This is a genomic window from Methanosarcina sp. UBA411 (assembly GCF_002495725.1).
GTDB lineage: Archaea > Halobacteriota > Methanosarcinia > Methanosarcinales > Methanosarcinaceae > Methanosarcina.
In genome coordinates this window covers 183,764-201,680 of record NZ_DAGK01000012.1, presented here as the reverse complement: position 1 = coordinate 201,680, position 17,917 = coordinate 183,764, and the positions used below count along the sequence as shown (strand labels likewise).

Below are 17,917 nucleotides of genomic sequence, written 5' to 3'. Positions count from 1 at the left end.
ACGCGGTTGAACTGAAAAACAACAGCTCTAAACCTTCAACTGTCTAAACTGCTGCGGCAGTACTTCCAAGGTCATTATAGGTGAATGAGATAACCGCCGTCTCGTTCTCATCCTTGCCACTGAATGGCATCCCTACGAGTGTGCTAGATATGGTTCCACTCTCATTCTCCATGGTGAATTTCTCCGCACTGATATTTTCAATAGAAGGTTTATATCCAGATTTAATCAGTTCTTCTCTAAGCTTCAGTACGTCTTCATCTGATAGTGCCTTTGCTGTCGCCTCATTAAGATCTACTCCTGATAGTTTTGTTGCCTTCACCTTAGCACCCGACTCATCTGCGGAGTCCGCATCCTTTGAGCATGGGCCATCCTGTGAGCACGGGCATGCTATCGCAGGCGTAACCAGTACCATACCTACAACGAGCATCATCATGAAAACCCCGCTGATTTTTCTAACTTTGTCATTTAACCTCAATTTATTTCACCTCTTCACTTTCATTCAAGAGGCAAGAAGCAAACTTTAAAACAGTTATAAATTATATACTTCATGCCTTCGGGTATGCAGGGTTCAGGATAGGTCTCAAACTCTAGAATCTGTAGAACATTCTCACTTATTCAGTTTTAGAGAATCCTTTATAAGTTTTCCGGCCAATCTCTCTAACTATCAGAGATCATAGAATCTTTACAGCTCTAAAATGAGCTACAAAAAACAGTTAGAGAGATTGGCCGGAAGTTATATATAGAGCAGCTCGATGTCAATTATTTAAATGTCTACAATTAGTAACCAGGCTTTTCGCTAAAAAATCTAATGATATTTCCTTTGAGAGTTTGTATTTTTATATGGCAAAATCGGACTTTACGATACCACCTGGTTAAAACTTTGTCATTATGTCTTTTTACCGCAAGATTGGTAAAGTCAGCTTTTATTCTTGAGACTATAGATTCAGGGTTTAAGAATAAGTAGCTTGGAGAAAAAAGATCTGCTTAATTAAAAAAGGATGTAGAGAGATTGAAGCAGACTTTTCCAGAAACTTTTTGATAACTGGTATTTTTAAAACTGGATTCAAGGTTATTTTATCCATATTTTTCAATCAAGTTTTCATAAGAAGGGTTTATTCTATAAATGATATTTTTTCCTTTTCTTTCTTCATTTATGAGTTCCACTTCTTTAAGAGTTCTCATATTCCAGCTAATTGTAGCTCTGGAAACTCCGATTTCATGTGCAAGAGCTGAGTTTGTATTACATTTCCCATTTTGTATTTCTGAAATTATTCTTTGATTTATTACGTTTTGAAGAGCAGAAATAATTTTTCTTTCTTCTTCATAAGTGGAATTATTTTCGAAATACCTAATCTTTCCGCCGTCTTCATAGACTTCAATTTTGTTCTGAGCTTCCAGAATGGTTATATGATGCCTTACTCTTCCTCTGCCTAAGCCTGTTTTCTCTACAATTTCACCAATGCATGCTCCCGGTTTAGTCTTGATATACGTATAGATACTAGACCGATTAGGATTATCAAATACATTTCCTTTATCTACAATTCTGAATCCCAGTATCACTAAAATTAGCTTTGCAAGATACAGCAGTATATCTATTATTGATACAATTTGCATCGCAGCTAGCCATAGCAGAAACTGCCAATAGGGTATTACAGTATCCTCAAGTTTTACTACTTTTTCTCCGTTAATTGAAGCTCCGACTTGATCACTTGGAGCTGGGCTTACAATATATTCTGTAGCCTCAGCTGTTGTTGTTAAGAGAAAAAATAGTAAACAGAAGATAAGCTTTTTTTCAAGCTTAATGCTGGTAAACATTAAGTGTATAGCTCTGTGTTCCACTAACCGATTCTCCATAAACCTTAAAACTCCAGGTTCCTTGTTGCACATATCCCTGGGAGGGGTCTATATTGAGGTGTATCCTGCCGTTTACGCTCCCGTCAGAACTATCGCGGTAAGTCCCGATTTTACTTCCTGAAGGGGTGTAAACGCTAAGAGTTAGAGAATCACTTGTATCTCCCCAGTTCAAGTCCACTTCTAGATAATTCACTCCTGAACCTACGTTTACATTGTGGGTTATAGTCTGCCCCTGGCTTATTGACTGGGTTGACCGTTGAGGAAAAATAAAGCTTTCTGTATCAAAAGAATTTTCTGTCGAGGGACTAACAATATAATCTTTCCCATCGGAATCTAGAATAACGTTGGTGTTGGAATTTTCTGCGTATGCTTCTTTAGCTGAAACCGCAGGAACAGCCTTCAACCCTATAATAACGCATAAAATCAACATTTCCCAGGCTTTCATGGTATCACCCAAAAATTAGTTAGAGATCAAGACATATATAATTTCTGTGCAAACTCTCAAACGGTCAGTGTACATGTCTTTATGAAAAATTGTTACAAAATTAAAAAATTACCTGAAAAAAAGCATAAAGATACCTTTAATCAAGGATATTTCTTCAAAAAAGAGAAGTTATGAGGACATTCTCCATCCTCATATCAGTATAAAATCGTAAATTTATAAACTGACTTTAAAAACTCTTTAGAGCAGCCTCTCTCCAGGCTCGGTCCCGGCCCCGGGTTTGCACTCATAAACTTCAGTAATTTTCATAACTACAAGGGCTTTTGCAGGGAACCTGTCTCCTCTGCTCTTGACCATTTTGTACATCTTTTCGTAATCATCCCCTTCGGTCTTAATCTCAATATCTCCCTTTATCTGGTAACAGTCTTTTATTTCCGGGCCCCAGACATAGATAGCTCCCCTCGGGTTTTCGTCAAGATTGTTGCGGGTTTTATGAAAATAATTGTCTGCAATCCAGATTGTTTCCCCGTCTTCCTGCAAATTACACATGCCTATTGGGATTACATTTGGATCTCCGCCTTTAGACGCCGTTGCAAATGGGAATATTTTCATTTTTGCAAAGTCTTCTTTCATTTCGTCAGTTAATTTCACCATTTATTTTACCCCTTATTGAATTGGTTTTTACTAATATGGCTGTAATCCTTATATAACTTTGAATGTTTCAAAAATATAAAAAGTCAAGAACTGCGTTCTATCTTTTTTCTTATTGGGTAATCCATATAAAAAGAATATAGATAGAGATAAGAAGGATGATAAGCCGAAAATAAAGAGAATACTAAGAATAGAAAGAAATCTATACCGAAAATAAAGAGGATTAAAGATTAGATAAAGAAGGTGCCAGAAAGTAAAAATGAATGGAAGCTTTAGAGAAAAAGTACGATAAACAAAAATGTGATAAAGAAAAAAAGCCCAAGGAAAAGAGCCGGAAATATAATTGGCTCCCCATTTGAGTTTCAACAGTTGAACACTTTATCCAGGAAGTACTGGTGAATTCGTAAATCTTCGGTTAATTCCGGATGGAAAGCAAGAGCCAGCACATTTCCCTGTTCTGCAGCAATAATCAGGTTATCAAGCCTAGAAAGTACGCGAACCCCAGGCCCACAGCTCACGATTCCAGGAGCCCTTATAAACACGCCGGTAAAAGGAGAATCAAGGATCTCTAGCTCAAGTTCGGCCTCAAAAGAATTCCTCTGCCTTCCGAAAGCGTTTCTGTTGACCTTCGTATCCATAATTCCGAGCAGTTCCTGGTTGGTTTTCTCAACTTGCTCGTCGCCTTCCTTTGCAATTACAATCAAACCTGCACAAGTCCCAAGAATCGGAACTCCTCTTGCAGCCGCAGCTTTAATTTCCTCTGCAATCCCCTCGCGGGCAAGAAGTCTGCAAAGTGTGGTACTCTCCCCGCCAGGAATCACAATCCCGCTGCATTCCGGGACAATACCCTTATGCTTTATTGCAACTACTTCTGCATCCACTCCTCTTTCCTTAAGGGCTCTCCTTAAAGCATTAATATGCTCAGAAACCGCTCCCTGAATAGCGATTACACCTATTTTCATGAAAAACACCATTTTCCAGAATTAATTCATTACCTGTTAATCCGAAAATAAAAAATTGAAGTGATTTATTCTTACAGGCCCGTAAGAAAGAATCCATTTTTAAAAATTAAACTTCAACCGGTGAGCTGCAACCTTTGCGCCGGTTTATCACGTCGTTCACATCGTTTTTGATCAAACTTTTTTCTAAAACGTTTGCGATCAAGCCTTTTTTGAAAAGGCTTGTGAGCAATCATATTTAAAAATGTTTGTGATCACATCCTATACTGACACGAAACGAAATTCTGGTAAATCAGCCCTCCTGAGAGGGTTGAAAATATAGCCTTTCTTGCCCATCAGCTCTTGACTCAGCTCAGTATCTTCATCATGATTCAGCCCTCTTGAGCGAAGCGAAAAGGGCTTCGTGCTCCCGAAGCGAAATTCGGGGAGCGAAAAGGGCTCCGTCCTCCCGAGACGGGACTCGGGAGACGGAACTCAGGCAGGTTTTACCACCCGCGTTCCTGAAGGGCTTCTTGGGCAGGGATCATGTCTGCGCTGATGCCTTTCATGCCGGCACCGACGCCTTTTGAGATTTCTGCGAGCTTTGCAGGGTTGTCAAAGTTGTTTACGGCTTCAACAACGGCTTTTGCCATTTTCTCAGGATTTTCGGCTTTGAATATACCTGAACCTACAAAGACCCCGTCTGCCCCGAGGCGCATCATAAGCGCTGCATCTGCAGGGGTTGCAACTCCGCCGGCTGCAAAGTTTACTACAGGCAGACGCTGCATTTTTGAGGTTTCGACTACAAGTTCGATTGGAGCTTCTATTTCCCTGGAAACCAGAATCAGTTCTTCTTTTGTCTTCCCGGCAAGGGCACGGATTTCGCCCTGAATCTGTTTCATGTGCTTGACTGCCTGGCTGACGTCCCCTGTTCCAGCCTCTCCTTTTGTTCGGATCATGGCTGCCCCTTCGTTAATTCTCCTGAGGGCTTCTCCGAGGTTTCGGGCTCCGCAGACAAAAGGCACGGTAAACTGTGTTTTGTCTATATGGAAGTAGGGATCAGCAGGGGTCAGGACTTCAGATTCGTCCACCATGTCAACGCCCAGGGCTTCTAAAATTTCGGCTTCGACGAAGTGCCCGATCCTGGCTTTTGCCATCACAGGAATTGTAACCGTATCAATAATCTGCTGGACAATCTCAGGGTCGGCCATCCGGGCAACCCCACCCGCCTTTCTGATATCTGCAGGAACAGCCTGGAGGGCCATAACAGCAACTGCTCCAGCTTCTTCTGCGATCCTGGCCTGTTCTGGATTTGTAACATCCATGATCACACCCCCTTTCTGCATTCTTGCAAAGCCCCTCTTGATAAGTTCTGTCCCGTGTCTTAATTTTTCAAAGTCCATGAATGTCGTCCTCTCTGTTTTGATATGATTATAAGCTCTATGCCGTGGGAAACCCTGTCCACGCTGAAAAGACCTTAAGGTCTTTTCCATTGATTACAACCGACAGGTTGCGGTTTTCAGTTAGTTGTTTCTCCGGTGAATTATGAATACGCTCAATAGTCAAAAGCATTATTTAAGTTATTCCTTATGAATAAACACAAAGCAAATTAATTTCTAATGATTTAATGTTTTTCCTTCAACAATTTTTATTTTTTAATTTTATATGTTTCATCTTGCCTCTTTAGATAATGCAATATAGAGCCTTACTGTGGTTTATTTGTCTGCCTCTATATGCTTGCCTGAAACTTATTATCACTATTTCTGTCTTCATATAATATATATGATCTTCTTTCAGGTTCTGAAATATATAGTTTTCCTGGGACATAAGGCAAACAGGACTTGAAAAATCCTCTAAGTTAGTTCCTGATATCAAAACCATTGATTTATTAAATTCTATAGGTTTCAGCCAGGATTTGACAGATACTATCTGAGAATATAGTTATAAGGAATATCGGGATCATTACATTCACAGGGGATTTTTTCCGGGAATAACTTCTTGATTTTAGAACTTATTGATTTTTTTCTATTATTTGGGGGAATCTGGTTGAATTTCTACTCCATTCCGTTCTTTTTTAATGCATTTCTATTCCATTCCATGTTCTGGCTGCTTAAGAGTTCTTTTTCTCTTCTATACAGGTTGAGCTTTGTGCAGACAACTACGGACACCCAGATTGTAGATGCAGGTATGAATGCTTCTAAGAATTCGATGAGTTTAAAACTAAAATAGGCTGCAGTTTCGAGAGTCTCGAACCCAACATTAAGAATAAAGCTGGAGACTCCAAACAGTAGAAGTGCAGTAACTATTCTCAAAACTCTCTGTTCAACACTTCCTTCATCATCAGGGAGCCCTTTTCGTATAATAAGAACGTATGCCGCATTCGTGCCAAGGAAGAAACCTGCTACATCAGCACTTATCAGAGATAAGGCTGTCAGAACAGGAGGGATAACAAACAGAATGAAGTACAAAATTAGGTTCTTATGCCTGAATGCGAGTTCAAAATTCTCTTTCTTGAAAAACTCTTCTTTCAGGGAGCTTTTGAGAAAGAGAGTAAAAGCAATCAGTAAAAATAAGCCTATAATAGCTCCTCCCATTATGTCTCCCAGAAAATGTCTTCCCAGGTACATCCTTGACAAAGCTACAAGAAATATCATAACAGGAGCCATCAATTTAATTATCCGTCTGTTGAAAATCTCGGAGCTTCCTCCCCAGAGTGCAGTTGTAATTGCGACATGCCCGGAAGGGAAACCGAAAGGAGAATGGTTAAGCGTTTCTTGAAGGCGGAAGGTCTCAAGGACTTCTTTGTCGGGAAGTTTGAATATACCTTCAGGTCCTCCCCCACTGAAAGGCGAGGTATTTTTCACTCCATATTCAAGGTTAAGAACTCTATTATCTACAAAATCCGGCCTTGGAAAGGCGACCACTGTCTTAATGATTTCGGTAATCAGACCTGTCCAGATTAAGAGCTGGAACAGAAGAAAACCTTTCCGGAAATTAATCCCGAAAGTTACGATAATTACTATGGCAGCTAAAAAAGCCGACGATCCCATTGAAGTTATCAAAATCATGAGGGATGTAAGCCAATCGTTTCCAAGTGATTGCAGATAGAGTATAGGTTCAGTCTGAAACAAGGGCTCTGACTCCTTATTTAAACATTTGCCTGCAGATATGCTCAGTTTTATCCAAAAAGTCTCGGGTTAAACTGCATATCTGGAATCAGTAAAAAATCTAGTTCTATTTCGTATAATTGAGTTTATGACGATGTATTCTAGAAAACTATTTTATATTTATATTGTTTTGTACCTATGTATAGCTGGAATCCTCTTCAGGGTTGGATACTTATTATTTAATTTACTGAGTATAATTACCTGTAAGATCTGAGTAAAACTACTCTTGTAAGATCTAAGTAAAATTATTCTTGTAATATTACTGTTCCGCTCTTCTGTTTCATTTTACTGTCCTATCTCTATGGACTCTGGAAGTTCCAGCTTAAAGTCACTGATCGAGAACCTCTTTTCAGGGCACCTTTCTTCACATCTTCTGCAGGCAGTACCGAGACATCTTTCGTTGTTGATCTTAAAACTCTCAGATTCTCTTGAAAGTGCCTCTTCTGGGCATTCTTTCACACAGGTATCACAACCACTGCACTGAATGGTAGCGGTAAAACCACATTTTGACTCCACGATCTCCAGGCTTTTCCCAAGTTCGTGGATATCCGTTTCAGATTTTTTTTCAATAATGATTTCCTGAAATTTTTGCGGGATAGGCTGGATGCCTGATCTTTCGAGGTTTGAGTTATACTTTTCAAGCGGCATCCCTTCATTCCAGAGGGCTATTTCCTGGACGTAGATGGCTTCAAAGGTTGGGGATGAGGCAAACATTATATGATTTGAAAGCACCGATTTCTTCATTTCATTAAGGTAGGAGAGGTAGTCAGGGTCGAGGGCAAGGTCTTTTGCAAGTTCCAGGGAAGTATTTCCGCACTGGATAATCCGTTTCGGTGTTGCAGGCACAATGCCTGTAAAGCGGGCTTTTAGAGGGTCCACATACGTTCCGCTTGCCCCGCATATGTACATTGTTTCCAGATCTTCGTATGCTATCCCTGCCTCATGCATCAGGGTCAGATGACCTGCTCTCAGGGCTCCGAAGGCTTTTCCGGCTTCTATTACATCTTCCTCCGTAAATGTAACTCCCTTTCCCAGCCGAATTATACCGCCTTCAATAATAGGAGGCTTTATTATGCCAGTTACAAGCCCTGCATACATAAGGGCAATTACCCCCGTACCTGTAATTCCCTTTGCAGGATATCCGGTGGCTTTAAAAGTCCTGTTGCGCAGATCTATTCTTGGCCCTTCTACCAGCCTGAGTTTTTCATCAAGGACAAGCGCTTGCCAGCCTCTGGAAAGCTTCAGGTCGGCAATCGCTCCAGGCGTTGCCAGCATCCCTTTGCTGATCTGCTGTCCTTCGATAACAGGGCCTGCAGCAGCCGATCCTGTGTATATTCTGTCGCCTACTCTCAGGGCCATCTCGGCATTTGTCCCGTAATCCGTGACCATACACGTTTCGGGAGTGTCCAGAAACCCGCTCTTTATCATCATAGCAAGGGCATCAGCTCCGATTTCATGCCTTACCGAAGGCGGGATAATCACATCAACATCGGCATAAATCCCAATCTCATTTCCTGAAACTATATGCCCGTTCCTTTCCAGAGGCTTTACATGTATTTTCTCGAGGGCGTTTTTTCCCGCAAATGCGAGGTCCCTGATTTCTATTCCTTCGAATAGCGACAATTGGATCGGATTTCCACAAACGGCTATACGCTTGAGGTTTTCTGGCTTAAGGTCCTTTACCAGGGAGTTTATGGCTGAAATAAGAATTTCATGGGCTATTCCCTGCCCATAACTAATCGCAAAGTCCATATGGTCAACGACATTTGCGCCAGGGAGCGGGTTTCTGGACAAAATTGCAGTCCTGAGGACGGAAGAATCCGTAAGATTTAGGAGCTGGGCTCTAATCCCGCTGGTACCAATATCGATATTTATTGCCTGATCCATATTTTATCCCAGTATTTTTTTGCAGTTTTTGTTCATCCTTTATTTTCCAATTTAGAATTTAATATGAGAGATAAAGCTCGAAGAAGAAAAATAAAAAAGAGAACTGGGAAGTAAAGTAAAATCAGTATAGTTCCTTGCGGGCTTCTTTCCAGTTCTTTCCTGCACAGATCTTCTTTGCAATTTTTACTGCATCAAGTGGGGTTTTTCCATATATAGAATTGCCAAAGGTATCGACAAAATGCCTGTCTATGGCAGCCCCGCCACAGGCTACAGGAACGTCCTCAGAATCCAGAATCTCTGCAAGGTCTTTAAGACCTCCTTTGGTTGTGCTCATAAGGGTCGTTCCGGTAACAAGGTCAGCGTTTGTTGCTTTTACAGCTTTAACGGCTGCTTCCACTGTTATGTCTCTTCCAAGATCAACTACTTCGAAACCGTTTGCCCTGAGAATAGCGGCTACAATATTCTTGCCTATGTCATGCACATCTCCTTCAATAACGAGGGAGACCACCTTCCCCTGGGAGGGAACTTCTCCTATCCTTTCCTGGCAGAGTTCCACCCCTCCTATAAGGGCTTCGTTTGCCAGCAGGATTTCAGGCACGTAGCTCTCTCCCATGTCGTAAAGCTCACATACGGTCTGAATTCCGGGCATAAGAGCATTTAAGACCAGGTCTGTAGGATCTTTTCCTTTTCCAAGCAGGGTAACTGTGAGGTTTATTGTTTCGGCGCGGTCTCCCGCTATCACTGCTTCTGCCACAGCTGTGTATTCGGGGTCTTTCGGCTTGTTCTGTTTCTTTATCTGGTCAGCAACAGTCATTTCTTTGTTTCTATCTCCAAGGTCAACCCCGAGGCCGATCATGATCCCTTCTTCAATGAGTCTTTTAAACTTTGCAGGTTCTTTTTCTTTCATTTCGAATATCTTCTGAACTGCAACGTCGATGTGCCTTATCATTCCTGCATCCCTCCGAGCACATTTTCTTTCATATTCCTACCAATACCGACTCCAATCTGCCTGACAAGATCTTCAACATCGTCGTATTTCGGGATTGGGGTCTCTTTACAGGCCCTTACATATGCTCTGAGATTTTCGAGGGAGGTTCCAAATGAGACCCCACATGAAGTTCCTACAATATCAGTTCCCTGCAAGATGCATTCCCGGGTTCTGTTATAAACCTGTTCGGGAGTGCCGTTTGGCATCAGGTTTATGACGTCCAGGCTTCCTAGAATGGACATCTCGTTGCCCATTACCTGACGGCAGTACCAGACTGGAACGGCATCAAAGGAGAAACAGTCAATTCCACTCTGTTTTATATAAGGCAGGAGTTTACTGGTATCGCCGCAGATGTGTAGGATCTGGGGACAGCTGATTTCCTGTGCTATTCTTTTGTGGGAAGGGAGTATAAACTCCCTGTATGTTTCCGATGAAATCAGATCACCGGAAGCCGAAGGATCAGCGAGGAAGATGATATGTCCCCCGTAAATAATCTGCAACTTCCCGTAAGCTATCACAAAATCAGTTGCCGCTTCAATGAAGGCATGGGCTTTTTCCGGGTCGGTCTTTGTCCACCTGGCCATATTCTCAACACCTGCTATGTGACCTGCTACCGTAAATGGGGATGTAAGTACCGGGATGATAGGGAGCATGCCGTCGTAGCGCTTCCTCAGTTCTTCAATTGCTCCGAGAACTACCGGTATTCTTCCGGCTTCTTCCAGGTTATCGGGCCAGGTTATATCTGAGGGGTCTGTATAAGCAGGGCCAGTTACGGGAGGCCTGTCCGGTTTGTCCCAGTCAAGTTTGCACCCAAGAACTTCCGCCTCAAGAGAAATATCAAACTGGGGACGTGCAGCCTCAATGCCGCAAACCTCATAAGGAGAGGCTGCAAGGTCTGCCATCATCTTGCTGTCAAAGTGGGCTTTTGGCCAGGAGGCGTTGCATACCTGCATCAGTTCGGTTGTGGTCTGAGCGAGGGGATTTGCAGGGGGTACATAGTCAACCCTGCCTCCAAGCACTGCTGCCAGAACTCTTCGGGTTGGAGTCATTTCACTTACCATGCTATACATCTCCTTTTAATCTGCATCTAATATACTTTAAATTATATATTAATATGTTTGACTTTGCAGTCAGATCACCAAAGAATTCGTTTTTGAATGCCACCCACAGGGTAAAAGAAGTAGTGATCTGTTGTCAGGTAAAAGCCTGAAATGTCTTGTTTTCATGAGCCCTTTTGCAAGTTTTTTCCGAGTCCCTGAAATATATAAGAAAACTATCCTTTTTTGTGTAAGAGCCCACAGTTTTTACATTTACATCTATTAATATGGACTTTTGAATATTTAACTGAATGCTGTTAGCACAATAAAGAAAAACTTATATATTTCTCAAATCTACACTGTATTAATTTATTTATAAACAGGGTTTGCCTAAGTAAACCTAACGGGTTCATGATTAAAAAACTGAAAATTTTCTGAAAGTTTATTGCACAGGATGCATATGACAAGATGATTGCTTTTTTGACAGGACATTGAAAAATTAGGCCTTGTAAGGATATTTAGCTCTTCAACCCGGTAAGTTGAGAGGATATTATTTTCTAATTAGTCCGTTTTCTTTTTAATATAAAGATAGAGTTTTTAAAAATGGTATTACTTTTACCCGAGAGCCTGGGGATTTGTTTTTAACGTTTACTTTTATTTTTTATCATTTTCTGAAGTAAATACAACTTTGCAACTCCCGAACACGTTTTTTAAAAAGAAGAAATATATCCTTAATTCTCTATATTATTAATTATAAAAGTCAAACACAAAATCTCCCCTCAGGAATACAGTATCATGGTAAATGTAATTTCCCACCTCGGAGTAGGTTTTCTCATTGCTCTGGCTTTAGGCTTGAAAGAAAACAAACTGAGAGTTGTGGCCTTATTATCCACACTACCTGATCTGGATTATGTCCTGTACTCAACATTTATCTATGCCAATGACAGCCTGAGCCCTGAGGTAAGAAACCAGCTTTTTTACCTGATCGGACACAGAGAGTTTATGCATTCTATTCTTTTCATTTTTCTGATTACTTTTATTCTCTGGTTTAAGACTAAAGATTGGCTTTTTACGGTTGGAGGGTTCCAATCCCTCTTCTTTCATTCGTACCTGGATTATGTTACAAGCTGGAAAATGCGTCCCTTCTACCCGTTCAGTACAGATGCTTCCATTATGAGTGCGGCTTATTTCTTTGACCCTTTGCTAAATCTGCTTCCTCTCTTGCCTCCCTTCATTGTGATTATAGTAAATTTGAGTCATAGAGGAAAGATAAACGGAAAAATAAAGGGCTTTTGCACTTACATATCAAACATTGACGATAAGCTCTATGCCTCGCTTATTCTTTTGTTACTTGTCTGGCTTACCTTCATACCGGTCTCAAAAGCTTTCCTGATCAAGCAGATTTCTTGGACCGAAGAAGCTGAAATAAGCTATCAAAATACCTATCCAGAATCTATGAATAAATTCCTGACGGCGTACTCTTATAATTCCACTCATTATAAAGTCCTAGAAATAAGTTATCTTTCAGGAATAGAGAAAAGTTCGTATGTTGAAAAAGTTTCTGTAAAAGGAAATGTCTCTGATGATGCTGCTTATGTTAAAAGAGCAGAAAACTTATACAGGGCAGGTGTTCCTCAGGAAATTGATTATCCGGTCTACGTGGTTTCCGAAACGAACGATTCTGTAACTGTTATTCTCAGTGATGCCAGAAATCCTTACATTAGAGAACTGGCTTATTTTAAATCATTTTATAGGTTCGTTTTTGACAGGAAAAACGGAGAGGAATATGAAGTTTATGCAAGTATGCACGGAGGACAGGAGGAGAGATTAGGCAGAAACTGGTTTGGGTGATTTTACTTTGATTGGCTTTCGAGATCAATTGATTTTATTTTGATAAGACAAAGCTCAATTTAATAAAAATGAGTTGAGTCCAACAAAAAAATTTTCCGAAACTTCCTCAGTATCCTTAAATTATCTCTAAAAAATAGTTGTTAGTCCGATTACTTATTTTTCCATAGCTGGTAAACTGTAATCGGACTAGCGCGAAACCTTTAAAAAATGACTTTCTGGTTATTTCTGGATTTTCTTGAAATATTTGTCGATTTCTTCCCAGTTGATTATATTCCAGAAGCCTTCTATGAACTTACCTCTGTCGTTCTTGTAATCAATATAATAAGCATGCTCCCATACGTCAAGAGCCATAAGTATCGGGTAATCCGGGACTATATTCACATTGTGCTTTTCTATCTGCATGATCATAAGTCTCTTTGTATCATTACAGAAAGTTAAGGCTGCCCAGCCGGAACCTTCAACACTGGATGCGACCTGGGTAAACTCCTTCTTAAATCTCTCAAAACTTCCAAAGTTGTCTTTAATCATCTCAGACAGTTCACCCACAGCTTCTTTGCTTGCATTGCTTTCAGGAGTCATCTCCCACCAGAAATAGTCATGAAGGACATGCCCACCAAGGTTAAAAGCCAGAGCTTTTGCACTGGCCTTATAATCAAAGTCAGTCCCTTCTTTCCTCGCCTTGTCCATCATCTCTATAAGCGAGTTTGCATTGGTCACATAAGCCTGATGATGCTTGTCGTGGTGAATGCGTAGCTGTTCTTCGGAAATGTAAGGTTCAAGGTCTGAATAGCCATATTTCAAATCCGGTAGTTTGTATAACCCTTTAGCCATGTTGTTTTCCCCTATTCCTGGTTGCTGGTTTTGCATAATTTGTTTGAAACTTGCCCCTGTTATTTGCTTGGCCGTTATTTACTCGGCATGGAGCTCATGTATCGGACTCAAGATTTAAGCTCCGGTTCAAGAAAATTCCATTACAAATTCTGCTAACCAGTTTCCCCTTAACAATATTAACAGAAATTTGTCACTTATATGATCCTGCTTGGTGATTTTAAGGTGAATCTAAAGTGACTCTGCTGTTTTATCTCTTCAATTACATATTAAATTGCCATATGGCAATTCTAAATGCAGAATATAGTTATACACCCCATCTATTTAAAGGTAAAAGATGCAAACTATAATATATTTTGCAAAAATTCGTTCAGGTTATTCGTCAGAAGATTTGTGTTTCATCAAAAATAAAAATAAAAGGTTATTCAGGGATAAAGCAAATGGTAAATTCACTTTCTCACTTGGGAATCGGTCTTCTGATTGCGCTGACTTTAGGCTTTAGGGGAAAAAAGCGAAACACTCTGGGATTTCTAGCAATCCTTCCTGACCTGGATTTTATCCCATACATCCTGTTTGCTCTCGTCAGCGGCAGCGTAAGCCATGAGGCTAGAAATCAGCTTTTTTATCTGCTTGGCCACAGGGAATTCATGCACTCGATCCTTTTCGTTCTGCTTGTCACGCTTTTTATCTGGCTTAAAACCAAAGACCTCCTGTTTACAGCAGCCGGATTTACAGCTATTTTTTCTCATGTCTACCTTGACTATGTGACAAGCTGGAAAATGCATCCCCTTTATCCTTTCAGCACAGAAACATCCACTCTCGGAGCCGTTTATTTCTTCGATCCGCTGGCAAATATTCTTCCTTTGCTGCCTGTTTTCGTTTTACTTGTAGCCTATATGAAAAGCCATGGTAAATGGAATGGAAAATTCAATAATTTCTGTTCTTTTGTCACGAATAACCGGAGCAAACTCTATCCTGCCCTTTTAATTGTGCTTGTGGTCTGGCTTGCAGTCCTGCCGGTGGCTAAAATATTTCTTGTGAATTATATTTCCGGCGCTGAAGGCGCAAAAATCAGCTATCAGGATACATATCCCTCGTCCTTCGGGAAGTTTCTTGCTGCTTATCCTTATAATTCTACCTATTACAAGATTATGGAAGTGAGCTACTGGTCTGGAATCGAAAAAAGTGATTATATCGAAAAAACCAACGTGACCGGCGCCGCTCCCAATGCCTCCGCATATGTTGAAAGAGCCAGAAAACTTTACAGCACAGCCCTTCCTCAGGAAATCGATTATCCTGTCTACAGCGTTTCGGAAGAAAATGGCTCGGTAACTGTTACGCTGAGCGATGCGAGAGATAAGTATGTTAAATATTGGGCTTATTTCAAAACGGTTTATAGGTTCATTTTTGATACGAAGAGCGGGAAGTATGCGGCTTATGCGAGTGAGCAGGGGAGAAGGGAAGGGAGGTTGGAAGATAACTGGTTTGAGTAAATTTTGGATTATTTTAAAATTAGTTTAAAAATCAGTTTAGTTTGATTTCGTCACATCTTCCAAAAATTTATTATTCATTTTCACTTTTTGATAACAAATCGAAATCAAGATGATGAATGTAACAATTTATTTATTTTTAACAAGTGTGTAGTATCAAGGAGATGATGCTTTGGAGGATATAATCTTAGATAAAAGTGATTTTAATAAATCTAACTGGCAGGAAGTTATTTCAAGTTGTGATAAAAAAGAATGCTTGCAATATAGCACAATATTCTTTAATCGAGCAAAAGAAGCGGAATCAAATGGTGACTCAAAAAATAAAACAATATTCCAGATCTTAGGACTCATTACTTCTCCAATTTTGAGGGAAAGCAAGGAAAAACCATTCGTCTTAGAAGAAAATTTTGATAATATCAAAGATCTATATCTTGGAATTCTAGTAGATCTTACTCCCGACATTTTTGACGCAGAAATGAGAGCAAGGATCTCAGATCTACTTTGGATAAAAAAGAAGGATTACAAATGCGCACTCAATGCAATTGATTCTTATATAGAGTCATCGAAGATATTGGAAGATCCTGAAAGCTGGACATCATCTTTTTATCGAATTAGGAGAGCAGTTGATTTAGCTGCATCGCTTGGGAAGAAATCAGAGAAGTTTGAAACTACTATTAAATATATGGAGGCTATTCTTGAGACTTATAATGGTGAAGACCCAAAATTCCTATCTATAAAGATAATGGAACTGCTTCAAGAATATAAGAAGGGAGATACTGAAAAGTACTCATTGCTTTCAGAAAAAATAGCTTTAAAAGCAGAAAATTATCACGACTGGTGGAAAGCCGAACATGCATGGAAAACAAAAGCAAAATGGCATAGACTTGCTGGAGAAATTGATCAAGAAAGGGAAGCCTTAATACGTAGGGTAGAAACCTACGTAAAAAACGCAGAAGATGACGTAAACAAAAATCCTCCTGATTACATTAACGCCTGTGGACGTATTGAAAATGCGATTCAAGAATATAGGAAAATAGGAAACGAAGAAAAACGCATTGAGAATTTGCACAAACTTCTTCTTGAATATCAGCCTAAGTCTACATTACAAATGTTCCCAATTCCATTGGAGATATCCATTCCTGAAGAACAAATTAAGAAGGCAAAGGAATTTGTCAGGGGAAAAACACTCCAAGATGCAATTTTTACACTTTCATCAATAACACATCCACCTGAAATCTCCAAACTTAAGGAAGATGTTGAGAAAACAACAATCGAATACCCAATGGCTAATCTTTTTTATAACAAATTAGTAAACGAGGAAGGAAAACAAATAGGTAGTGGTGGATCAATTCTTTCAAGTAACCCACATGAAAGAGAGGTAGCCACTAACAACAATATGTTCAAGCATGCAAAAATTCATCATCAATTTATATACTTGGGTATAATTGAACCTGCGAAACAGCAAATAATACAAGATCACGATTTAATCACAACCCAAGACTTGTTCCCACTTGTTTTTAACAATCCATTCGTTCCTGTAGGAAGAGAATTTATATATGCTTCTGGTCTTTTTGCCGGATTAAATGGAGATTTCTTAACAAGTATACATTTACTTATTCCCCAACTGGAGAATTCCATTAGATACATTCTTACCAATAATGGGATAATTGTATCAGGTTTGGATCAAAATGGAACTCAAAACGAGTACGATCTTAATATCACTTTAAAAATGAAAGAACTGAACGAAATAATGCCTGAAGACATTGTCTTTGATTTAAGAGGTTTACTAATTGAACGTTATGGCTCAAACTTGAGAAATAGAATGGCACACGGGCTTATTGATTATAATGAGTATAAATTTTCTCTTGAGATTAGATACCTCTGGTGGCTTACATTGAGTCTATGTTATCTCTGGAAAGTAGCTTCCAGATGTTCAAGTGAAAAAGAAGCCGAGCAATAAGGCAAAAATAGAAACTGATTTCTAAAACTCTATTTTTATTTACTTATTTTCCATAAATATATAGCAACGTAATCACGCAAGGAGAAAAGAAGGAGAAAACCTGATGACTACTATTCATTAGGAAAGTCTCATAAATAATTTTTTCCGGTCTTCGCCGCCTGCTTCGCAGTCATATGGTACCCTGTTTTAAGATTCATCGAAACTCAAACTGTCCCTGAATTCAGAAATGCTTCAAAATTGTGCTTACAGGCGTGGTTCACTAAAAAAGTCGATTCAAAAATTCTCAAAAAAAGGTTGAAGAGTAGTAACTGACTGAAATTTAGCGTAAAACAGAATGAATAGTCATTTCAAAAAAAGGAAAGAGAAATGGCAGATAAAGCCATTTCATCACTCTACTATGACAAACCTTTGTTGCATAGGAGTAGGTTCCAGTATTTCCGGAGGGTGAGAGAATCTCACACTATGGAAAATAATCTTGCCGTCACCTTTCTTAACTGCAAGGAACTTGAACTTGCTAGTTCCCCCGCTTCCTGGTCTGATAGGCTCATCGGGTACATACGTTGACTCTACAAAATAAACGCAATGTGGCATTTCTGACAGTAAGCAGTTGTAGCCGGTCGAAGCAGGATTAGACGGTATTGATATTTCGAATATGTCTCCAATTTTTGCATTTATAGGTGGCAATAACTCTAATTTTTGCATTCTTTTATACCCCCTTTATGTTAACTCTCTCACCATTATTTTCGAAATTATTGTTTATATAAACACTTTGGACTATTTATCAGAGTGATTGAGTTATTAGTTAGAATGTCAGTCCAAGTATA

Annotated in this window: 15 protein-coding genes; 3 read left to right on the top strand and 12 right to left on the bottom strand. The window is 39.7% G+C overall.

Translation table 11 applies throughout. The features are described 5' to 3' along the window. Positions 1 to 43: 43 nt before the first annotated feature. The 10 genes from BP861_RS04670 to BP861_RS04625 all read right to left on the bottom strand — a co-directional run bounded on the left by BP861_RS04670 (position 44) and on the right by BP861_RS04625 (position 10,988). Positions 44 to 475: a hypothetical protein gene (locus tag BP861_RS04670; protein ID WP_292373033.1), complete on the bottom strand. Its 432-nt coding sequence runs from the start codon at positions 473 to 475 to the stop codon at positions 44 to 46. Between the two features lie 599 nt (positions 476 to 1,074). Continuing rightward, complete coding sequence (locus BP861_RS04665; RefSeq protein ID WP_292373032.1) at positions 1,075 to 1,839, bottom strand: winged helix-turn-helix transcriptional regulator; 765 nt, start codon at positions 1,837 to 1,839, stop codon at positions 1,075 to 1,077. Further along, on the bottom strand, positions 1,799 to 2,299 hold the full coding sequence (locus BP861_RS04660) for a pre-peptidase C-terminal domain-containing protein (protein ID WP_292373030.1): 501 nt from the start codon (positions 2,297 to 2,299) through the stop codon (positions 1,799 to 1,801). Before BP861_RS04660 ends, BP861_RS04665 begins: the two co-directional genes overlap by 41 nt. A gap of 237 nt (positions 2,300 to 2,536) precedes the next feature. Further along, the gene (locus BP861_RS04655) at positions 2,537 to 2,950 is read right to left on the bottom strand and encodes a pyridoxamine 5'-phosphate oxidase family protein (RefSeq protein ID WP_292373028.1); all 414 of its coding nucleotides are present in this window, start codon (positions 2,948 to 2,950) and stop codon (positions 2,537 to 2,539) included. Between the two features lie 359 nt (positions 2,951 to 3,309). Further along, positions 3,310 to 3,909, bottom strand: a complete 600-nt coding sequence (pdxT, locus tag BP861_RS04650) for a pyridoxal 5'-phosphate synthase glutaminase subunit PdxT (protein WP_292373026.1) — start codon at positions 3,907 to 3,909, stop codon at positions 3,310 to 3,312. Positions 3,910 to 4,391: 482 nt separating this feature from the next. Then, positions 4,392 to 5,288, bottom strand: a complete 897-nt coding sequence (gene pdxS / locus BP861_RS04645; protein WP_292373025.1) for a pyridoxal 5'-phosphate synthase lyase subunit PdxS — start codon at positions 5,286 to 5,288, stop codon at positions 4,392 to 4,394. Between the two features lie 651 nt (positions 5,289 to 5,939). Then, complete coding sequence (locus BP861_RS04640) at positions 5,940 to 7,016, bottom strand: phosphatase PAP2 family protein (RefSeq protein WP_292373023.1); 1,077 nt, start codon at positions 7,014 to 7,016, stop codon at positions 5,940 to 5,942. A gap of 321 nt (positions 7,017 to 7,337) precedes the next feature. Next, positions 7,338 to 8,939 carry a methylamine methyltransferase corrinoid protein reductive activase gene (locus BP861_RS04635; protein WP_292373022.1) on the bottom strand — a complete coding sequence of 534 codons (1,602 nt, stop codon included), beginning with the start codon at positions 8,937 to 8,939 and terminating at the stop codon, positions 7,338 to 7,340. Between the two features lie 121 nt (positions 8,940 to 9,060). Continuing rightward, positions 9,061 to 9,888, bottom strand: coding sequence for a cobalamin-dependent protein (locus BP861_RS04630; RefSeq protein WP_292373020.1), 828 nt, complete (start codon positions 9,886 to 9,888; stop codon positions 9,061 to 9,063). Then, the gene (locus BP861_RS04625) at positions 9,885 to 10,988 is read right to left on the bottom strand and encodes an MtaA/CmuA family methyltransferase (protein WP_292373018.1); all 1,104 of its coding nucleotides are present in this window, start codon (positions 10,986 to 10,988) and stop codon (positions 9,885 to 9,887) included. Before BP861_RS04625 ends, BP861_RS04630 begins: the two co-directional genes overlap by 4 nt. Positions 10,989 to 11,759: 771 nt before the next feature. Here BP861_RS04625 and BP861_RS04620 point away from each other — a divergent pair. Beyond that, positions 11,760 to 12,815 carry a metal-dependent hydrolase gene (locus BP861_RS04620; protein WP_292373016.1) on the top strand — a complete coding sequence of 352 codons (1,056 nt, stop codon included), beginning with the start codon at positions 11,760 to 11,762 and terminating at the stop codon, positions 12,813 to 12,815. A gap of 219 nt (positions 12,816 to 13,034) precedes the next feature. On the opposite strand, the gene BP861_RS04615 is transcribed toward BP861_RS04620, so the two are convergent. Continuing rightward, complete coding sequence (locus BP861_RS04615) at positions 13,035 to 13,646, bottom strand: superoxide dismutase (protein ID WP_292373015.1); 612 nt, start codon at positions 13,644 to 13,646, stop codon at positions 13,035 to 13,037. A gap of 437 nt (positions 13,647 to 14,083) precedes the next feature. Between BP861_RS04615 and BP861_RS04610 the strand changes: the two genes are divergently transcribed. Beyond that, complete coding sequence (locus tag BP861_RS04610) at positions 14,084 to 15,136, top strand: metal-dependent hydrolase (RefSeq protein WP_292373014.1); 1,053 nt, start codon at positions 14,084 to 14,086, stop codon at positions 15,134 to 15,136. A 169-nt stretch (positions 15,137 to 15,305) separates the two neighbouring features. Next, positions 15,306 to 17,093 carry a DUF4209 domain-containing protein gene (locus BP861_RS04605; protein WP_292373013.1) on the top strand — a complete coding sequence of 596 codons (1,788 nt, stop codon included), beginning with the start codon at positions 15,306 to 15,308 and terminating at the stop codon, positions 17,091 to 17,093. 387 nt (positions 17,094 to 17,480) lie between these two features. Here the strand turns inward: BP861_RS04605 and BP861_RS04600 are convergent, their stop codons facing one another. Continuing rightward, positions 17,481 to 17,795 (bottom strand): protease inhibitor I42 family protein, encoded by a 315-nt coding sequence (locus BP861_RS04600; protein ID WP_292373012.1) that lies wholly within the window; start codon positions 17,793 to 17,795, stop codon positions 17,481 to 17,483. Positions 17,796 to 17,917: the final 122 nt, after the last annotated feature.

Coding starts and splice junctions, on each gene's coding strand:
- BP861_RS04635 (WP_292373022.1), bottom strand. CDS start 8,939: ATGGATCAGGCAATAAATATCGATATTGGTACCAGCGGGATTAGAGCC.
- BP861_RS04615 (WP_292373015.1), bottom strand. CDS start 13,646: ATGGCTAAAGGGTTATACAAACTACCGGATTTGAAATATGGCTATTCA.
- BP861_RS04625 (WP_292373018.1), bottom strand. CDS start 10,988: ATGGTAAGTGAAATGACTCCAACCCGAAGAGTTCTGGCAGCAGTGCTT.
- BP861_RS04620 (WP_292373016.1), top strand. CDS start 11,760: ATGGTAAATGTAATTTCCCACCTCGGAGTAGGTTTTCTCATTGCTCTG.
- BP861_RS04600 (WP_292373012.1), bottom strand. CDS start 17,795: ATGCAAAAATTAGAGTTATTGCCACCTATAAATGCAAAAATTGGAGAC.
- BP861_RS04655 (WP_292373028.1), bottom strand. CDS start 2,950: ATGGTGAAATTAACTGACGAAATGAAAGAAGACTTTGCAAAAATGAAA.
- pdxT (WP_292373026.1), bottom strand. CDS start 3,909: ATGAAAATAGGTGTAATCGCTATTCAGGGAGCGGTTTCTGAGCATATT.
- BP861_RS04630 (WP_292373020.1), bottom strand. CDS start 9,888: ATGATAAGGCACATCGACGTTGCAGTTCAGAAGATATTCGAAATGAAA.
- BP861_RS04610 (WP_292373014.1), top strand. CDS start 14,084: ATGGTAAATTCACTTTCTCACTTGGGAATCGGTCTTCTGATTGCGCTG.
- pdxS (WP_292373025.1), bottom strand. CDS start 5,288: ATGGACTTTGAAAAATTAAGACACGGGACAGAACTTATCAAGAGGGGC.
- BP861_RS04660 (WP_292373030.1), bottom strand. CDS start 2,299: ATGAAAGCCTGGGAAATGTTGATTTTATGCGTTATTATAGGGTTGAAG.